This window comes from Stenotrophomonas sp. HMSC10F06 (assembly GCF_001807865.1).
Lineage (GTDB): Bacteria > Pseudomonadota > Gammaproteobacteria > Xanthomonadales > Xanthomonadaceae > Stenotrophomonas > Stenotrophomonas bentonitica_A.
On the sequence record NZ_KV791248.1, the window covers coordinates 93,939 to 110,676 of the forward strand.

The 16,738-nt window shown below is 66.9% G+C and carries 11 protein-coding genes; 5 read left to right on the forward strand and 6 right to left on the reverse strand.

The annotated features are described in order from the left end of the window. Nucleotides 1-35: 35 nt before the first annotated feature. A complete protein-coding gene (gene xth, locus HMPREF3113_RS00450; RefSeq protein ID WP_070470057.1) occupies nucleotides 36-806 on the reverse strand; it encodes an exodeoxyribonuclease III in 771 nt (256 codons plus the stop codon). Nucleotides 807-1,064: 258 nt separating this feature from the next. Here xth and HMPREF3113_RS00455 point away from each other — a divergent pair, with 258 nt between their 5' ends. Together HMPREF3113_RS00455 and HMPREF3113_RS00460 are read left to right on the forward strand one after the other, a co-directional pair. Then, nucleotides 1,065-1,298 carry a hypothetical protein gene (locus HMPREF3113_RS00455; protein ID WP_102788713.1) on the forward strand — a complete coding sequence of 78 codons (234 nt, stop codon included), beginning with the start codon at nucleotides 1,065-1,067 and terminating at the stop codon, nucleotides 1,296-1,298. 249 nt (nucleotides 1,299-1,547) lie between these two features. Beyond that, the gene (locus HMPREF3113_RS00460) at nucleotides 1,548-2,063 is read left to right on the forward strand and encodes a PH domain-containing protein (protein ID WP_070470061.1); all 516 of its coding nucleotides are present in this window, start codon (nucleotides 1,548-1,550) and stop codon (nucleotides 2,061-2,063) included. Between the two features lie 19 nt (nucleotides 2,064-2,082). Here the strand turns inward: HMPREF3113_RS00460 and HMPREF3113_RS00465 are convergent, their stop codons facing one another. The 3 genes from HMPREF3113_RS00465 to HMPREF3113_RS00475 form a co-directional block, all read right to left on the reverse strand. Then, a complete protein-coding gene (locus HMPREF3113_RS00465; RefSeq protein ID WP_070470063.1) occupies nucleotides 2,083-3,498 on the reverse strand; it encodes a coniferyl aldehyde dehydrogenase in 1,416 nt (471 codons plus the stop codon). Between the two features lie 179 nt (nucleotides 3,499-3,677). Continuing rightward, nucleotides 3,678-5,333 (reverse strand): MFS transporter, encoded by a 1,656-nt coding sequence (locus HMPREF3113_RS00470; protein WP_070470064.1) that lies wholly within the window; start codon nucleotides 5,331-5,333, stop codon nucleotides 3,678-3,680. A gap of 61 nt (nucleotides 5,334-5,394) precedes the next feature. Continuing rightward, a complete protein-coding gene (locus HMPREF3113_RS00475) occupies nucleotides 5,395-6,822 on the reverse strand; it encodes a DcaP family trimeric outer membrane transporter (protein WP_070426240.1) in 1,428 nt (475 codons plus the stop codon). Between the two features lie 382 nt (nucleotides 6,823-7,204). Between HMPREF3113_RS00475 and acs the strand changes: the two genes are divergently transcribed. The 3 genes from acs to mntP all read left to right on the forward strand — a co-directional run bounded on the left by acs (nucleotide 7,205) and on the right by mntP (nucleotide 10,942). Continuing rightward, nucleotides 7,205-9,148, forward strand: coding sequence for an acetate--CoA ligase (gene acs / locus HMPREF3113_RS00480; RefSeq protein ID WP_070470066.1), 1,944 nt, complete (start codon nucleotides 7,205-7,207; stop codon nucleotides 9,146-9,148). 184 nt (nucleotides 9,149-9,332) lie between these two features. Further along, nucleotides 9,333-9,998 (forward strand): response regulator transcription factor, encoded by a 666-nt coding sequence (locus tag HMPREF3113_RS00485; RefSeq protein ID WP_070470067.1) that lies wholly within the window; start codon nucleotides 9,333-9,335, stop codon nucleotides 9,996-9,998. Between the two features lie 365 nt (nucleotides 9,999-10,363). Next, entirely contained in the window at nucleotides 10,364-10,942 is a 579-nt protein-coding gene (gene mntP, locus HMPREF3113_RS00490) for a manganese efflux pump MntP (protein ID WP_046272969.1), read from the forward strand. A 24-nt stretch (nucleotides 10,943-10,966) separates the two neighbouring features. On the opposite strand, the gene HMPREF3113_RS00495 is transcribed toward mntP, so the two are convergent. Continuing rightward, nucleotides 10,967-14,416: a hybrid sensor histidine kinase/response regulator gene (locus HMPREF3113_RS00495; protein WP_070470069.1), complete on the reverse strand. Its 3,450-nt coding sequence runs from the start codon at nucleotides 14,414-14,416 to the stop codon at nucleotides 10,967-10,969. A gap of 78 nt (nucleotides 14,417-14,494) precedes the next feature. Then, nucleotides 14,495-16,642 carry a S46 family peptidase gene (locus HMPREF3113_RS00500; RefSeq protein WP_070470071.1) on the reverse strand — a complete coding sequence of 716 codons (2,148 nt, stop codon included), beginning with the start codon at nucleotides 16,640-16,642 and terminating at the stop codon, nucleotides 14,495-14,497. Nucleotides 16,643-16,738: the final 96 nt, after the last annotated feature.

Below are 16,738 nucleotides of genomic sequence, written 5' to 3' on the forward strand. Positions count from 1 at the left end.
GATCAACAAGGCCCGGCACTGTCGGGCCTTGTTGTTTACGGCGCCAGCTCCACCCACGCCGGCGCATGGTCGCTGGGGCGCTCCCAGGTGCGCGGCTCGCGGTCGATGCCGGAGGCCAGCGCGCGCGCCTTGAGCGCGTCGGAGACCAGGGTCAGGTCGATGCGCAGGCCCAGGTTGCGGCGGAAGCCGGCCGCCCGGTAGTCCCACCAGCTGAACACGCCCTCTTCCTCGCTGTGCAGGCGGAAGGCGTCGTGCAGGCCCAGCTGCAGCAATTTGTTCAGGGCGCCGCGCTCGGCAGTGGAGGTCAGGATGTGGTTCTCGTTCCAGACCAGCGGATCGTGCGTGTCACGGCCTTCCGGGGCGATGTTGAAGTCGCCCATCACCACCAGCTCCGGGTACCTGGCCAGCTCGGCCTCGACCCAGGCATGCACGGCCTCGAGCCAGCGCAGCTTGTAGTCGTACTTGTCGGTGCCCACGTCCTGGCCGTTGACCACGTACAGGTTGATGATGCGCACGCCGTTGACGGTACCGGCGATGGCGCGCTTCTGCTCATCCTCGAAACCGGGAATGCCGATCTGCACGTCCTGCGCCGGTTCGCGCGAGAGCAGCGCGACGCCGTTGTAGGTCTTCTGCCCGGCAAACACGCTGCGGTAGCCCAGCCCGGCCAGCACCGCGTCGGGGAACTTGTGGTCCTCCATCTTGGTTTCCTGGATACCGACCACGTCCGGCGCGAACGCCGTGAGCCATTGTTCCAGGTGCGGCAGGCGCACGTTGAGCGAATTGACGTTCCAGGAGGCGATTTTCATGCGGGCATTCTACCGGTAGCCACCGACCGTTGGTCGGTGGGCGCACGCCCTGCCGGCTGCTGGCCGGCAGGCTCTCGCGTCCGGGCACCCAGATTTTTGCCACACGCCTGCGTCCCCCGCTAGGCGGTGGCCCACCCCCGGTAGCGCAGATATTCAATGAACGCAGATGCCTTCGTAACAAGGTGGTACGCGGAGAAAGCGAACCTGCTCGCCATGGCATGGACCCCAGGCACGGCGTGCGCAGCAAGGATCGCCGCGATGGACCTGTCGCCCGAGCAGACCCAGCTGTTGCGGGAGATGCTCGATGTCTTCACCACCGACACCCTCTACACCCTGCTGCTCGGGTTGGATGGCAGCGCCGCGCTGGGCGGTGACCAGCGCCACTACACCCTGCTGGACGAGGACGGTTCGGTGATCGCCGAGGAAGGCGATCTGGAAGCTGCGGCCCATGCGTGGTTCCACGAAGACCGATCGCCGCAGCCGGGGGGTTGAGGGTGCTTTGCGCCACATGACCTGATTGACCCGCAGCGCCACTCGCTAGCGGAGGCGCCGGGGCCAGCGGCGCAACACGTTGTCCAGTGGCCAAGGGAATATCACACTGCAAATGTTGCAAATGAATCGCAGTTCTGTAGGTGCTTTCGCACATGAAAGCGAGGAGCTTCCCCACTTGCATCGCTGTCGACTGGAGGAAGATTCTCGAGATGTCGCCCGTGACCGCGACATATGCCCGAAGGAGCATTCATGCCCACTGAATTCGCGATCCACGCGTTGAATTACAAGACCCTCGCTGCGGTGCTGCTGATCGGCGTCGTCCCGCTACTGTTGGTCGGCGCGGCGGTCTACTTCCTCGGGCAGGACAGGATGTCCCAGTTGGCCGCGCTCGGCGCCATCTCTCTGGCCGTCATCATCGGCCTGCTTGGCGTCTGGCAACTCAGCGCGATCCGGCTGACGGCGGACGCCACGACCCTGACCGTCGGTGGCGGCGCGTATTCCGTTTCCGTTCCGATGGCACAGATCGATCATGCCGGCGCACGACGGCGGCTGCCCGGCAGCGATGACACTGCGTTGGGTCTACGCACCAATGGCATCGGCATGCCGGGCCTTTCACTGGGGTGGTTCCGCACCGGCAAGGGGAAAGCATTTGCAGCAGTGACCGATCCCGCGAAGGTGGTGATCCTGCCGACGACGGCCGGTTACACGCTGCTGGTATCCCCGGAGGATCCCGACGCGTTCCTGGCCGCGCTCAGGCGTCTGTAGCGGGCGTCCATGGCGGCCCTCACCGCACCATCGCCTTCAACATCCCGGCGATCTTCGAATACGGCGGCTTGAGCAGATCGCTGGCGGCCCAGCGCGACTGCCACAGGATGGGCAGCTGCTTGCTCATCGCATCGAAACCGGCACGCGCGTGATAGGCGCCCATGCCACTCGGGCCGACCCCGCCGAACGGCAGGCCATTGACCGCGAAATGCAGCAGGGTGTCGTTGACGGTGACGCCGCCGGCCACGACCTGCGCCAGCACCCGTTCCACCTGCGAACGTTCGTGACTGAAGACGTACAGCGCCAACGGGCGGTCACGGGACTGCACCTCTGCGATGGCGGCGTCCAGATCCGGATACGCGCAGACCGGCAGGATCGGACCGAAGATCTCTTCGCGCATCAGCGCCAGGTCCGCCGGCGGATCGAGCACGATGGTCGGCACAATCAGCCGCTCGCGCTGCGCACGCTCGGGATCGACCGTCGCCAGTTCGATCACCGGCACGCCCCGCGCGCGGGCCTCCTCGAGATAGCCACGCAGGCGCTGGTACTGGCCGTCGTGGATGATCCGGGTGTAATCGGCGGCGTCGCTGAAATCGCCATAGCGCGCCTGCACCTGCGTCTGCAGCTGCTGCACCAGTTCGCGCTGGCGATGGCCGTCGATCAGCACGTAGTCCGGCGCGATGCAGGTCTGGCCGGCATTGAAGAACTTGCCGGTGGCCAGCCGCGCGGCCGCCTTCTCCAACGGGTAATCGCTGCAGACGATGGCCGGAGATTTGCCCCCCAGCTCCAGCGTGAGCGGGGTCAGGTGCTCGGCGGCCGCGGCCATGACCTTGCGGCCGATGGCGGGGGAGCCAGTGAACACCAGGTGGTCCAGCGGCGAGCCGGCCACGGCGCTGGCAAGGTCTCCATCGCCCTGCACGACCGCCACGCGATCGGAGGGGAACACCTCCGCCAGCAGCGACTGCAGGAAGGCGCTGGTGCGCGGCGTGTGCTCGGACGGCTTGAGGATCACGTGGTTGCCGGCGGCGATCGCGGTCGCCAGCGGAATCAACGCCAGGTTGACCGGGTAGTTCCAGGGCGAGATCACCCCGACCACACCCAGAGGAACCGGCCGGGTCTGGGCGCGTGCCGGCCAGAACCGCCAGCCGACCCCGACCCGGCGCGGCCGCATCCAGCCGCGCAGGTGGCTGCACAGATGGTCGATGTCGCCGAGCACGGTCATGCCGTCGGCGATCAGCGATTCGTGGGTGGAGCGGTGGCCGAAGTCGGCCGAGATCGCCGTGGCCATCTCCGGCAGGCGGGCCTTGAGGGCCGCGCGCAGGCGCTGCAGGTCATCGCGGCGCTGTTCCAGCGTCGGGCGCTTGGCCTGCCACGCGGTACGTAGGCGCTGCAGAATCGCGGGAAGCGCGGCAGGATCGGTTTGGGCATCGCTCATGGGCCGACTATAGCGGCAGGCTGCGTGATGGCGGGATCGGTAGCGCCGGCCGCTGGCCGGCAGCCATGCACGCGTCTCCGGAATCTCATGCAGAGCCGGCCAGCGGCCGGCACTACCCAGGACACAGAAAGGGCCGCGATTCGCATCGCGGCCCCTTCGTCCTGCCGTGTGGATCACCGTTACTTGGTGATGTCCACGTCCTTGGTTTCATGCAGGAACAGACCACCGACCACGACCGTCATCAACGCGATGATGATCGGGTACCACAGGCCGTAGTAGAGGTTGCCGGTACCGGCCACCAGTGCGAACGAGATCGCCGGCAGGAAGCCACCGAACCAGCCGTTACCGATGTGGTACGGCAGCGACATCGAGGTGTAGCGGATGCGGGTCGGGAACAGCTCGACCAGGTAGGCGGCGATCGGGCCGTAGACCATGGTCACGTACAGCACCAGCAGCCAGAGCATGAAGATCGTGCCGGGGATGTTGATGCGCGCATTGTCGGCCTTGGCCGGGTAGCCCGCCGCACCCAATGCACTCTTGAGCTCGCCGCCGAAGGCATCGCCCTTGGCCTTGAGGTCTTCCTTGGTCAGGCCTGCAGCCTCGTAGGAGGTCACCGCAGTGGTCCCGACGTTGACCGTCGCCAGCGTACCAGCCGGTGCCGGCTTCACTTCATAGGGCACACCGGCTTTGGTCAGGGCCGCGGTGGCCACGTCGCAGGAGCTGGTGAACTTGCGCAGGCCAACTGGATCGAACTGGAACGAGCAGGTGTTCGGATCGGCATTGACCAGCGCCGGCGAGTTGGTGCGGGCTTCTTCGATGGCCGGGTTGGCGAAGTGGGTCAGGCCCTTGAAGATCGGGATGTAGGTGATCGCGGCCAGCAGACAGCCGGCGAGGATGATCTTCTTGCGGCCGATACGGTCGGACAGCCAGCCGAAGAAGATGAAGAACGGCACGCCCAGCGCCAGCGCTGCGGCGATCAGCAGGTAGGAGGTGGTGGCGTCGACCTTGAGCATGCTGCTCAGGAAGAACAGCGCGTAGAACTGGCCGCCGTACCAGACCACGGCCTGGCCGGCTGCGGCACCGAGCAGGACCAGCAGCATCAGCTTGAGGTTGCCGTCCTTGAGGCTGTCACGGAACGGGGTCTTGGAGCCCTTGCCTTCAGCCTTCATCTGCTGGAACAGCGGGGATTCGCTCAGCTGCAGGCGGATCCACACCGAGATGCCCAGCAGCACGATCGAGACCAGGAACGGAATACGCCAGCCCCAGGCTTCGAACGCTTCATTGCCCAGGAAGTAGCGGCAGGCCAGGATGATCAGCAGCGACATGAACAGGCCGAGCGTGGCGGTGCACTGGATGAAGCTGGTGTACAGGCCACGCTTGTCGGCCGGTGCGTGCTCGGCGACGTAGGTTGCGGCACCACCGTATTCGCCACCCATCGCCAGGCCCTGGGCCAGGCGCAGGATGATCAGGATCACCGGGGCGGCGAACCCGATCGAGGCGTAGTTGGGCAGCACGCCGACCAGGAAGGTCGAGATACCCATGATCAGGATCGTGACCAGGAAGGTGTACTTGCGGCCGATGCGGTCGCCGAGGCTGCCGAAGAAGGCCGCGCCGAACGGGCGCACGAAGAAGCCGGCCGCGAACGCCAGCAGGGCGAAGATCATGCCGGTGGTTTCATTGACACCGCTGAAGAACTGCTTGGCGATGATCGCGGCGAGCGAGCCGTACAGGAAGAAGTCGTACCACTCGAAGACGGTCCCCAGGCTGGACGCGAAGATGACCTTCTTGTGTCCCTGGGTGAGTTGGGCTTTCGCCGGTGCAGGTGTTGTTGACATGGGACGCTTCCCCTCCGAAGCAATCGTTGTTGGTAGGTGCCGACCGTTGGTCGGCACGCATTTAGAAGCTGTACTTCGTAGTGAACTGCAGGCGGCTGATATCGCCCTTGCGGCCATCCTCGATCTCGCGCACGCCGTACATCAGCTCGGCGCCGACATCGACCTTGGGCATCGGCGTGTAGAACACGTTGCCGCGGATGCTCTGCACGCTCTTGGTGACCAGCGGGCCGAGACTGCCGTCGTTGTCGTAATCACTGCGCGCGTAGATCAGGTTGGTGCGCAGCTTCGGGGTGAAGGCGTGGCGCCAGCCCACGTAACCGGCCAGCACGCCGGTCGGGTTGAGTTCGTCACGGGCGATGTCGTACGCGGTATCGGCGGTGACACCCAGGCCGATGTAGCGCGCGATGCCTTCGCCGCCGGTGACCTGGTAATGCAGGGTGTCGGTCGGGCCCATCACCCACTTGCCGCCGAGGGTCAGGCCGCCGGCGATCTTGTCCGCGTCGGCACCGGTGGTCTGGTTGTCGACCTTGAGCTGGCGAACCACGCCGCCGACCCCGAAGGTGCCCCAGTCACCCTTCCAGCCATACCGCAGCGTCAGGTCCGGCAGTGCGCCACGGTCGGAGTTGCTGGCCACGTTGGTCCACACGCCGGTGACCGGGTTGCGGGTGCCGGTGAGCAGCGTGGTTTCCGGGTTTTCCAGCGCGACACTGAAGCCCCCCTGGGTGTAGCGGATCTGGGCCTGACGCACGAAGATCACGCCATCGGTCGGGCCGACGAAGTCGGCCGCTTCCGGCAGCGAGGCCGCGTCCATGAAGTTCGACCAGGTCTGGCCGGCCATCCAGTTGTTCCAGTACATGTAGGCGTGACGCAGCGTCGCACCGTAGGTATTGGTCGCGGTCTGGTTGCCCAGCGAGTTGCCGAAGAAGTCCATCTCGAAGAACGCACCGGACTTGTTGCCGGCCTCGCTGACATTGTCGATGCCAAGGTTGAAGCGCGAGAACTTGGCGTGGGCGTTGTAGTCCACGTCCGAGCGCTTGCCGCTGCCGCCGGCACCGGCCACCGGGGTCTGGCCCGGCAGGTACAGCGCGCGACCGGTGGCGTCGTCGGCCAGCTGGCCATCGCCGGTCTGGGTGGCCAGGAAGTCGGCCTTGATGAAGCCACCGATCTTGACCGTGGTGCCCGGCGCGGCGCCGGGGGTGATGGTGGTGACCTGGATCGGCTGCTTGCCGGCCGGCACAGTGGCTGCCACCGGCTGCTGCGCCTGCACCGTGCGCACGGCGGTGACATCGGTCTGGGCCTGGCTGATCTGGGCCTGCTGTTGCTGCTGGTTGTTCAGCAGCAGCTGGACCTGGCGCTCGAGCTCGACGACGCGGGCTTCCAGCGCTTTCTCTTTTGCGGTTTCAGCGAACGCCATGCCTGGCGCGATCAGTGCGACGAACAGGGCGGCGGCCAACGGCCGGCGTGTCGTCCTCAGCAAACGGTGGCTCATGTTGCCCTCTCTCCCGGGTGGCAAAGTGATGCCGCGCGTGGGGCACGGTCGAGCCGAGGGTGCGGCGCGTTGACGCACCGAAGCTATTGGCCATTAGTCGTACTCGCCCCAAGGGGCGAGTACGACCCGGGCGCCGGCAGGCGACCGGCAGGTGCCGCAGGCACCGCGTAGGTACCGACCGTTGGTCGGTACGCAGTGCCTCACGACCAACGGTCGTGAGCTACCGGGGTCAACGGCCATGTCATATCGGGGTGGTCGGCGTTCGACCATGGTCTAACCACCCCGGTAACGCGCAGGCGGGTGGATGCGGCAAACTGAGGGGGAGAGGTCGCCGCTTATGCTGCGACCGCACAACCCAAGTCAACGTGCAAGTGAGGGTGCCATGGCTGATCTTTACCCCGTCGACGCCGCGTTCGCCGCGGCATCGCGGATCGACAGGAACACGTACCAGCAGCGCTACCGTGAATCGGTGGAGCACCCGGACGCCTTCTGGGGCAAGGCCGCCGAGCGCCTGGACTGGTTCAAGAAACCGACCCGCATCAAGAACGTCAGCTACCAGCTCGATGATTTCCGCATCAAGTGGTTCGAAGACGGCGAACTCAACGCCAGCGTCAACTGCCTGGACCGGCAGCTCGACAAACGCGGTGACAAGGTCGCCCTGCTGTTCGAACCGGACAGCCCCGATGCACCCGCCCAGGGCGTGACCTACCGCGAGCTGTATGAGCGCACCTGCCGCCTCGGCAACGCGCTGCGCAACCTCGGCGTCAAGAAAGGCGACCGGGTCACCATCTACCTGCCGATGATCGTCGACGCCGCCGTGGCCATGCTGGCCTGCGCGCGTATCGGTGCGATCCACTCGGTGGTGTTCGGCGGCTTTGCCCCGAACTCGATCGCCGACCGCGTCATCGACTGCGGCAGCAAGCTGATCATCACTGCCGATGAAGGGCTGCGCGGTGGCAAGAAGATCCCGCTCAAGGCCAACGTCGATGCGGCGCTGAAGCTGCCCGGCACCACCACCGTGGAAACGGTGCTGGTGGTGCGCCACACCGGCGGCGCGGTGGACATGCAGGCCCCGCGCGACCGCTGGTTCCACGATGTGGTGGACCCGCAGCCGACCCAGTGCGAGCCCGAGCGCATGAATGCCGAGGATCCGCTGTTCATCCTCTACACCTCCGGCTCCACCGGCAAGCCCAAGGGCGTGCTGCACACCACCGGCGGTTACCTGCTGTATGCGGCCTACACCCATGAAGCGGTGTTCGACCTGCGCGAGGACGACATCTACTGGTGTACCGCCGACGTCGGCTGGGTCACCGGCCACAGCTACATCGTGTACGGCCCGCTGGCCAATGGCGCAACCTCGGTGATGTTCGAAGGCGTGCCGAACTTCCCGAACACGTCCCGCTTCTGGGAGGTGATCGACAAACACCAGGTCACCATCTTCTACACCGCCCCGACCGCGATCCGCGCGTTGATGCGCGAAGGCGATGCACCGGTCAAGCGCACCTCGCGCAGTTCGCTGCGCCTGCTCGGCAGCGTCGGCGAGCCGATTAATCCCGAAGCCTGGCGCTGGTACTACGAGGTGGTCGGCGACAGCCGCTGCCCGATCGTGGATACCTGGTGGCAGACCGAAACCGGCGGCATCCTGATCTCGCCGCTGCCCGGCGCGGTCGATCTCAAGCCGGGCTCGGCCACCCTGCCCTTCTTCGGCGTGCAGCCGGCCCTTGTCAACGCCGATGGCGAGATCCAGGAAGGGGCCACCGAAGGCAACCTGATCATCCGCGATTCGTGGCCGGGCCAGATGCGCACGGTCTACGGTGACCATCAGCGTTTCATCGATACGTATTTCCGCACCTACCCGGGCAGCTACTTCACCGGCGACGGCTGCCGTCGTGATGAGGATGGCTACTACTGGATCACCGGCCGCGTGGACGACGTGATCAACGTCTCCGGCCACCGCATCGGTACCGCCGAAGTGGAAAGCGCGCTGGTCTCGCATCCCAAGGTGGCCGAAGCGGCCGTGGTCGGCTTCCCGCACGACATCAAGGGCCAGGGGATTTATGCCTACGTCACCCTGATCGCCGACGAAACGCCGAGCGATGAACTGCACAAGGAGCTCGTGGCCTGGGTGCGCAAGGAGATCGGTCCGATCGCCGCGCCCGACCATCTGCAGTGGGCGCCGGGCCTGCCCAAGACGCGCTCGGGCAAGATCATGCGCCGCATCCTGCGCAAGATCGCCGAGAACGCACCGGATCAGCTCGGTGACACTTCGACCCTGGCCGATCCGTCGGTCGTGGCCTCGCTGGTGGAAGAGCGGAAAGTGAAGTGAAGTAACGGTCGCCACATCGCATTCGCGCTGTCGCTCCCACGGTCCGCAAGCGGACCGTGGGCCCCTTCTCACCATCACCCACACCCCCGCCGCTATGCGGCTGCCCCCTGACTCAGGGGGCTGCCGGCTCGATACACTCGTTCCGTTACGTCGTGTCACCCCTCTCGCAACATGGCCCCCCACCATGACGACCCTCCTGATTGCCGATGACCATCCGCTGTTCCGCGAAGCCCTTCGCGGCGCCGTGCAACGCGTCATCCCCGGCGTGCAGCTGTACGAAGCGGACAGCGTGGAAGCGCTGTACCAGCTGGCCGACCAGCACACCGACGCCGACCTGGTCCTGATGGACCTCAACATGCCCGGTGCGCAGGGCTTCAATGCGCTGGTGCACATGCGTGCGCTGCACCCGCAGCTGCCGGTGGTGGTGGTGTCCGCGCGCGAGGAGCCGACCGTGATGCGCCGCGCGCTCGACCATGGTGCGTTCGGCTTCATCCCCAAATCCGCCGATTCGGACACGATCGGCCACGCCTTGGGCACCATCCTCGATGGCGAAACCTGGGCCCCGCCGGAGGCACACAACGTGCCGCCAACCGGCCGCGAAGAGCGCGAGATCGGCCAGCGCCTGCGCGAGCTGACCCCGCAGCAGTTCCGCGTGCTGCAGATGCTCGGCGCTGGCCGCCTCAACAAGCAGATCGCCTACGACCTCAACGTCTCCGAAGCGACGATCAAGGCGCACGTCACCGCGATCCTGCGCAAGCTGGGCGTCACCAACCGCACCCAGGCGGTGCTGATGGCCGGCAAGCTGGCCATCGATGACGAACAGATCGTGTTGCCGCCCGAAGAGGAGTGAGGGCACCACGCGGATCGGTGGCGTAGAGCCGACCGTTGGTCGGCTGCAGAGCCCGATCACGCGGTGCAGCCGACCAACGGTCGGCTCTACCCGTCACGGCTTATAGCCGGGGCTATGAAATCCAGCGTGACCTGCGCAATTGCCGGTAAACGCGCCACGCCACAACCCCGGTGCTAAGCTTCGCGTCCCCTTGGGGAGTAGCCGGATTCCTGCTGAAGGAATCGCCCGCATCAACATACTCGGCCAGTGCGCCGTGGTGCGGGTAGCCATCTTGGTTGGCGAGACCAGCGGTCCGCGTGCGCAACGACAGGTTGGGCGCGTTCGCGGTCCGTTGCTCGCAATCGCCCGACCTGCCGCGTACCCCAATGTCGCCTGTTTCGATCCTGCTGATCGGCTTTGCCATGTCCACCGATGCCTTCGCCGCGGCGATCGGCAAAGGCGCGGCGATGCGCAAGCCCCGTTTCTCCGACGCGCTGCGCGCCGGCCTCATTTTCGGTGTCATCGAAGGCATCACCCCGGTGATCGGCTGGCTGCTCGGCCGCGCCGCGCTGCAGTACGTGGAGGCCTTCGATCACTGGATCGCCTTCGGCCTGCTCGGTGCGCTGGGCGTGCACATGATCATCAACGGGCTCCGCCCGGATGACGGTGCCGAGGACGAAGACACCAGCAAACACCATGGCTTCTGGCGCCTGGCGGTGACCGGCTTCGCCACCAGCATCGATGCGATGGCGGTGGGCATCGGCCTGGCCTTCCTTGATGTGCATATCGGCGTGATGGCGCTGATCATCGGCCTGTGCACGCTGACCATGGTGACGATGGGCATCATGCTCGGCCGCGTGCTGGGCGGCATGGTCGGCAAGCGCGCGGAGATCATCGGCGGCCTGATCCTGATCATCATCGGCTCGACCATCCTGTACGAACATCTCAGCGGCGCCATGGCCTGACCGGCCGCGGCCACGGCCCCGCGGCTAGAGATCGCCGCGGGTGTCGTGGAAGGCAGCCAGGAAGGCGCGCAGCGAGGCCGGCTTGATCGGCTTGGTCAACAACCGGTAGCCGCGGTCACGTGCCATCCGCTTGAGCTCATCGCGCCCATCGGCAGTGAGCAGCGCGCCGGGAATCGCACGCCCGGCCTTCTGGCCCAGTGCCACCAGCGTGTCCAGCCCGTCCAGGCGGTCATGCAGGTGGTAGTCCACCAGCATCACATCCGGCCGCTCGACCACTTTCTCCAGCGCCTGGTCGACCGTGCTGGCGGTGATCACCTGTACCTGCCAGCGCCCCAGCAGCGCCCGCATGCCGTCCAGGATCTCCTGGTCGTTGTCCACGCACAGCACGCGCATGCCGGCCAGTGAATCGGCGCGGGTGACCGGGCTCGGCGCCGGCAGCGCGGTCGCCGTCGGCAGGGCCGGCGCGGCCACCAGCGGCAGCAGGATCGAGAACATGCTGCCGCTGCCGACCCGGCTGCGCGCGTTGAGGCGGTGATCGAGCAGGCGCGAGATGCGCTGGCAGATCGACAGGCCCAGCCCCAGGCCCTGCTCGCCCCAGTCGAACGGCTGCTGGTAGCGGTGGAACTCGTCGAAGATCTGCTGCATGTGGTGCTCGGGGATGCCCGGGCCGGTATCCCAGACCTGCAGCTCCACTTCCGGCCCGCGATGGCGCACGGCCAGCACGATGCGCCCCTGGCGGGTGTAACGCAGTGCGTTGGCCAGGAAGTTCTGCAGCACGCGCCGCAGCAGGCGGCGGTCGCTGCGCACCCAGGCCGGGCGCGCGAACAGATCCATGCGCAGGCCGCGCCCGGCGGCGACGGGCGAGTACTGCGCCGCCAGCTCGCGCATCAGCAGGCTGACATCGAAATCGCCGATCACCGGGTGCAGGCCGCCGGCGTCCAGGCGGGAGACATCCAGCAGGCCATCCAGCAGCTCCTCGGCCGCGCGCAGCGAGGCATCCACGCGCTCGGCCAGGTGCCGCTGCTCTTCGTTGTTGTGGTGGCTCTCACGCAGCGCCGAGGCGAACAGGCGCGCGGCATTGAGCGGCTGCAGCACATCGTGGCTGATCGCCGCCAGGAAGCGCGTCTTGGACTGCTGCGCCATCTCGGCCTCGTGCGAGCGCTCGGCCACGCGCTGCTCCAGCGTCTCGTTGGCTTCCAGCAGCGCGCGCTCGGCGTGTTTGTAGTCGGTGATGTCGTTGTAGCTGGTGACATAGCCACCGCCGGGCAATGCCTGGCCGCGCATCTCGATCACTTTGCCGTCGCTGCGGGTACGCTCGAAGATGTGCGGCGAACCGGCGCGCATGTAGCCGATGCGGCGGTTGATCTGCACCTCGATGTCGCCCTCGCCCAGCTCGCCACGCTCGGCGTTGTAGCGGATCAGGTCGGCCACCGGGCGGCCGACGTAGAGCATCCCGTCGGGGTACCCGAACATCTGCTGGTAACGGCGGTTCCAGGCGGTCAGGCGCATGTCCGGGTCGACCACGCTGACCCCGGCACTGATGTTCTCCAGCGTGGTGGAAAGAATCTCGCGGTTGAAGCGCAGCTCCTGCCCGGCTTCGTCGAGCACCGCCACCACTTCCCCCAGGTCCATGCCCGAGCCGCGCAGCAGGCTGGTCAGCAGCAGGCGTGCGGAGGCGGCGCCGATCGAGGCCGCCAGCAGGCGCTCGGTGAACTGCACCCACGCCCGGTCCGCCGGCGCGGAGGCCTGCAGCTCGCGATCCATCGACTGCGCCTGCTCGAAGAAGGATCGGCGCGCATGGCGGTCACCGACAACCCGTGAGGCCAGCGCCAGCAGATCGCCCACATGCACGTTGCCGGGCCACACACCGGCCACCGAAGGCCGCTGTGCGTACGGGTCCAGGAACGGCGCGGCACGCAGGCGTTCGTCCACGCCCGGGCGCCAGCGCACGGAAACCAGCACCATCGCCGCGACATTGACCAGCAGCGACCAGAACGTGCCGTGGGTCAACGGGTCCCAGCCGCTCATGCCGAACAGATGCTGTGGCTGCAGCCAGCCGATCCCGAACGGCCCGTGCACCAGCCAGGCCTCGTCCATCCAGCCGGCATGCGTGAGCGCGGGCAAGAGCAGCGTGTACACCCAGGTGGCGAAGCCGAGCAGCATGCCGACCTCCACGCCCCGGCGGCTCGCTCCCCGCCAGTACAGGCCGCCGATCAAGCCCGGCGCGAACTGCGCCACGGCGGCGAAGGCCATCAGCCCGTACGAGGCCAGAGTACTGTCGTTGCTGCTGCCGCGGTAATAGCTGTAGGCCACCAGCGCCAGCAGCAGGATCGCGGTACGGCGAATCCACAACACGCGCGAAGCGACATCCGCCGCCTCTTGATGATCGCCACTGCGGCGCAGCAGGACCGGCATCACCAGATCGTTGCTGACCATGGTCGCCAGCGCGATGGAGGCCACGATGACCATGCCGGTCGCAGCCGAGAAGCCGCCGACATAGGCGACCAGCGCCAGGAACTTGCGGCCTTCGGCCAGCGGCAGGGCCAGCACCATGCTGTCGTCGGCGACACTTCCACCGGTGCCGAACAGGGTCACGCCGGCGGTGGCGATCGGAATCACCATCGCCGAGATGATCACCAGGTAGGCCCCGAACATCCAGCGCGCGCGGCGGATGTCGCGCACGTCGCCGCACTCCACCACCGCTACATGGAACTGACGCGGCAGGCAGATGATCGCCAGGAAGCTGAGCAGCGTCTGCGAGATGAAGCCGACCGGTGGCAGGCCGGTGAACAGCGTATGCGCGGACTCGATCACCGCATCGGTGCGGTCGTTGAGCCACAGGTAGGCGAACAGGCCCAGCGCCACCATCGCGATCAGCTTGATCATCGATTCCAGCGCGATCGCCAGCATCATGCCGTGGTGGTGCTCGGTGGCGTCCACCTGGCGGGTGCCGAACAGCGTGGCGAACAAGGCCATCAGCAGCGCCACGTACAGCGCCGGGTCGGTGAAGAAGCCGGTCGGGCCGACGTTGCCGGTCAGCACCTGCAGGCTCATCGCCACGGCTTTGTACTGCAATGCCAGGTACGGCACGATACCGATCAGTGCGATCACCGCCACCAGCGCGGCCAGGCGCCGCGAGCGGCCGAACCGCGAAGAGATGAAATCGGCGATGGACACCACGTTCTGGCTGCGTGCGATCAGTGCCAGGCGCTCGATGATGCGCCAGCCGAACACCCACAGCAGCAGCGGCCCCAGGTAGATCGGCAGATAGCCGATGCCGTTGCGCACCGCCGTGCCGACCGCCCCGTAGAACGTCCACGACGAGCAGTACACCGCCAGCGCCAGGCTGTAGACCACCGGGCGCAGCCATGGCCGGTCCGGATACATCGGGCGGCGGTCGCCCCACCACGCCACGGCGAACAGCAGCGCGGCGTAGACCACCGAGACCAGCAGCAGGTTCCAGCTAGAAACCACAGGGTTGTTTCCGCAAGAGCAGCCCGCAGTGTAGGCCACGACCGTTGGTCGTGGCGCTACGGGGCGGGCCTGCGTCCCTTACTCGGCGGGGACGCCCATTTCCTTCAACAGCTCCGGCGCCGGGTAGACCTTGGCCAGCAGCCAGCGCAGGTAGCGCATGTCCACGTGCACCGCGCGCTTGAAGCGCGGGTCGAACCACCAGCTGGCGCTGACCGACTCCCAGTTGCTGTCGAAGTTGAGGCCGATCAGTTCGCCCTTGGCGTTGAGCACCGGCGAGCCGGAGTTGCCGCCGGTGGTATCCAGGTTGGTCAGGAAGTTGACCGTCTGGGTCTCGAGCACCGGATCGGCGGTGGAGCCGAAATCGCCCTTGGCGATCGCGGCCAGCAGCGGCTTGGGCGCATCGAACGGGTAGGCGTTGGTGTTCTTCTCCACGATCCCGGCCACGGTGGTCACCGGGTCGAAATGCACGGCATCGCGGGGCGAGAGCGCCTCGACCTTGCCGTAGCTGATGCGCAGCGTACGGTTGGCATCGGGGTACACCGCGCGGCCCTGCTTGGCCCGCCAGGCGAACAGCGCCTGCATGTAGGCCGGGCGCAGACGCAGCTGCTCGCCTTCGCGGGTCTTGCGTTCGTCATCCAGGCGCAGCTGCGCGGCCACCAGCGGGCCGGCCAGGTCGATCAGCGGATCGCGCGCCAGCGCCTTGCCCTCCTTGGCCGCGGCAAAGCGCGACAGGCGCTCGGCTTCGTCGCCCAGGTGGGTGCTGGCGTACAGCGTATCCAGGGTCTTGGCCAGCGCAGCCGGGGTACGGCCGAAGGCAGCGTCGAACTCGGGCACGCGCTGCGCGTCGGGCAGCTGCTGGTAACGGGTCAGCAGCGTGGTCAGCAGGGCTTTTTCGATGGCCGGATCGTAGCGGCGCTGGACCTGCTTGAGCACGCCTTCGATCAGCGCCAGATCGCGCTGCTGGTAGCCGCTGTCGCGCTCGGCATCGGGCTTGGCCGATTCGATGCGCAGGCGCTCCAGGGTCAGTGCCGAGCGCAGCAGCTGGCTCTGCGCCGCCATCAGGTCGAGCAGCAGGTCGCGCTCGCCCACCGAGGCACCGCTGGACAGCGAGGTCAGCAGCGACTGGATATCGCCCTGGTACTTCGCATCGGTGGCCTGCAGCATCGCCGCTTCATCGGCGGCGCGCTGGGCCTTCGCATCGCTGCGCAGCAGGCCTTCCAGCTCGCCGGCGGCACGCTTGCGGTTGTTCTTCAGCGACTGCAGCTGCGAGGCGTACCGGGTACGCGCCTGCGCGTCTTTGGCACTGGCCGACTCGATCGTGTCGATCATCTGCTGGAACACCGACACGCGGCGCGGCAGCACCGCATCGATCTGGCTGGCGAATTCGGCGGCGGTGCGATGGCGGTAGGTGATGCCCGGGTAACCGGCCAACATCGCGTAATCGCCGGTTTTCGGGCCGTCGATCGCCATCTTCAGGTGCGCCGGCGGGTGGTAGGGCACGTTGTCCACGCTGTACGGCGCAGGCTTGCCGTCCTTGCCCACGTAGGCACGCAGCAGGGTGAAATCGCCGGTGTGGCGCGGCCACATGAAGTTGTCGATCTCGTCGCCGTAGTTGCCGATCGCGCGCGGCGGCGCGTAGACCAGGCGCACATCGCTCAGCTCGAGCTGGCGGATGCGGTAGAAATCGGTGCCGTAGTACATGTCCGCCACGCTGCAGCGGATGTTGCCTTCCTTCTCGCACTCGGCCACCAGCTGCTTGCTGGCGCGGTCCACGGCATCGAAGTACGCCCGCCCGGTCTTGCCGCGCGCATCGCGCAGCACCTCATCGGTGACCTTGTCGAACCCGACCGTGACCAGCACGCGGAAATCCGGATTGGCCGCGCGCTCGTCGCTGCGGCCCTTGGCGATGAAACCGTCGTTGATCAGGTTGTGCTCGGGCGAGGTGTTGTACTGGATCACGCCCATGGCCACGTGGTGGTTGGTCAGCAGCAGACCATCGTCGGAGACGAATGAACCAGTGCCGCCCCCGGCCCGCACCACCGCGCTCAGCGGGGGCGCCGTAACGTTGGCCAGGTCGCCCGGGTTGCCCTTGAAGCCGGCCGCCTTCAGCGGTTTGGCCAGGTCCGGCAGCTGGGTCGGCATCCACATGCCTTCGTCGGCATGGGCGCCGGCGGCGAGGGTCAGGCCAAGCGCCAGCGCGGCGGTGAGGGGTTTGCGTGAAGACATGGGCACTTCCGGTACGTCAGAACAGCCCGAGACCTTAGCCACTGAGGCCCGGCAGGGCAACGGCCGATGGTCAGGGGCACCTGAACCACCGGCCGC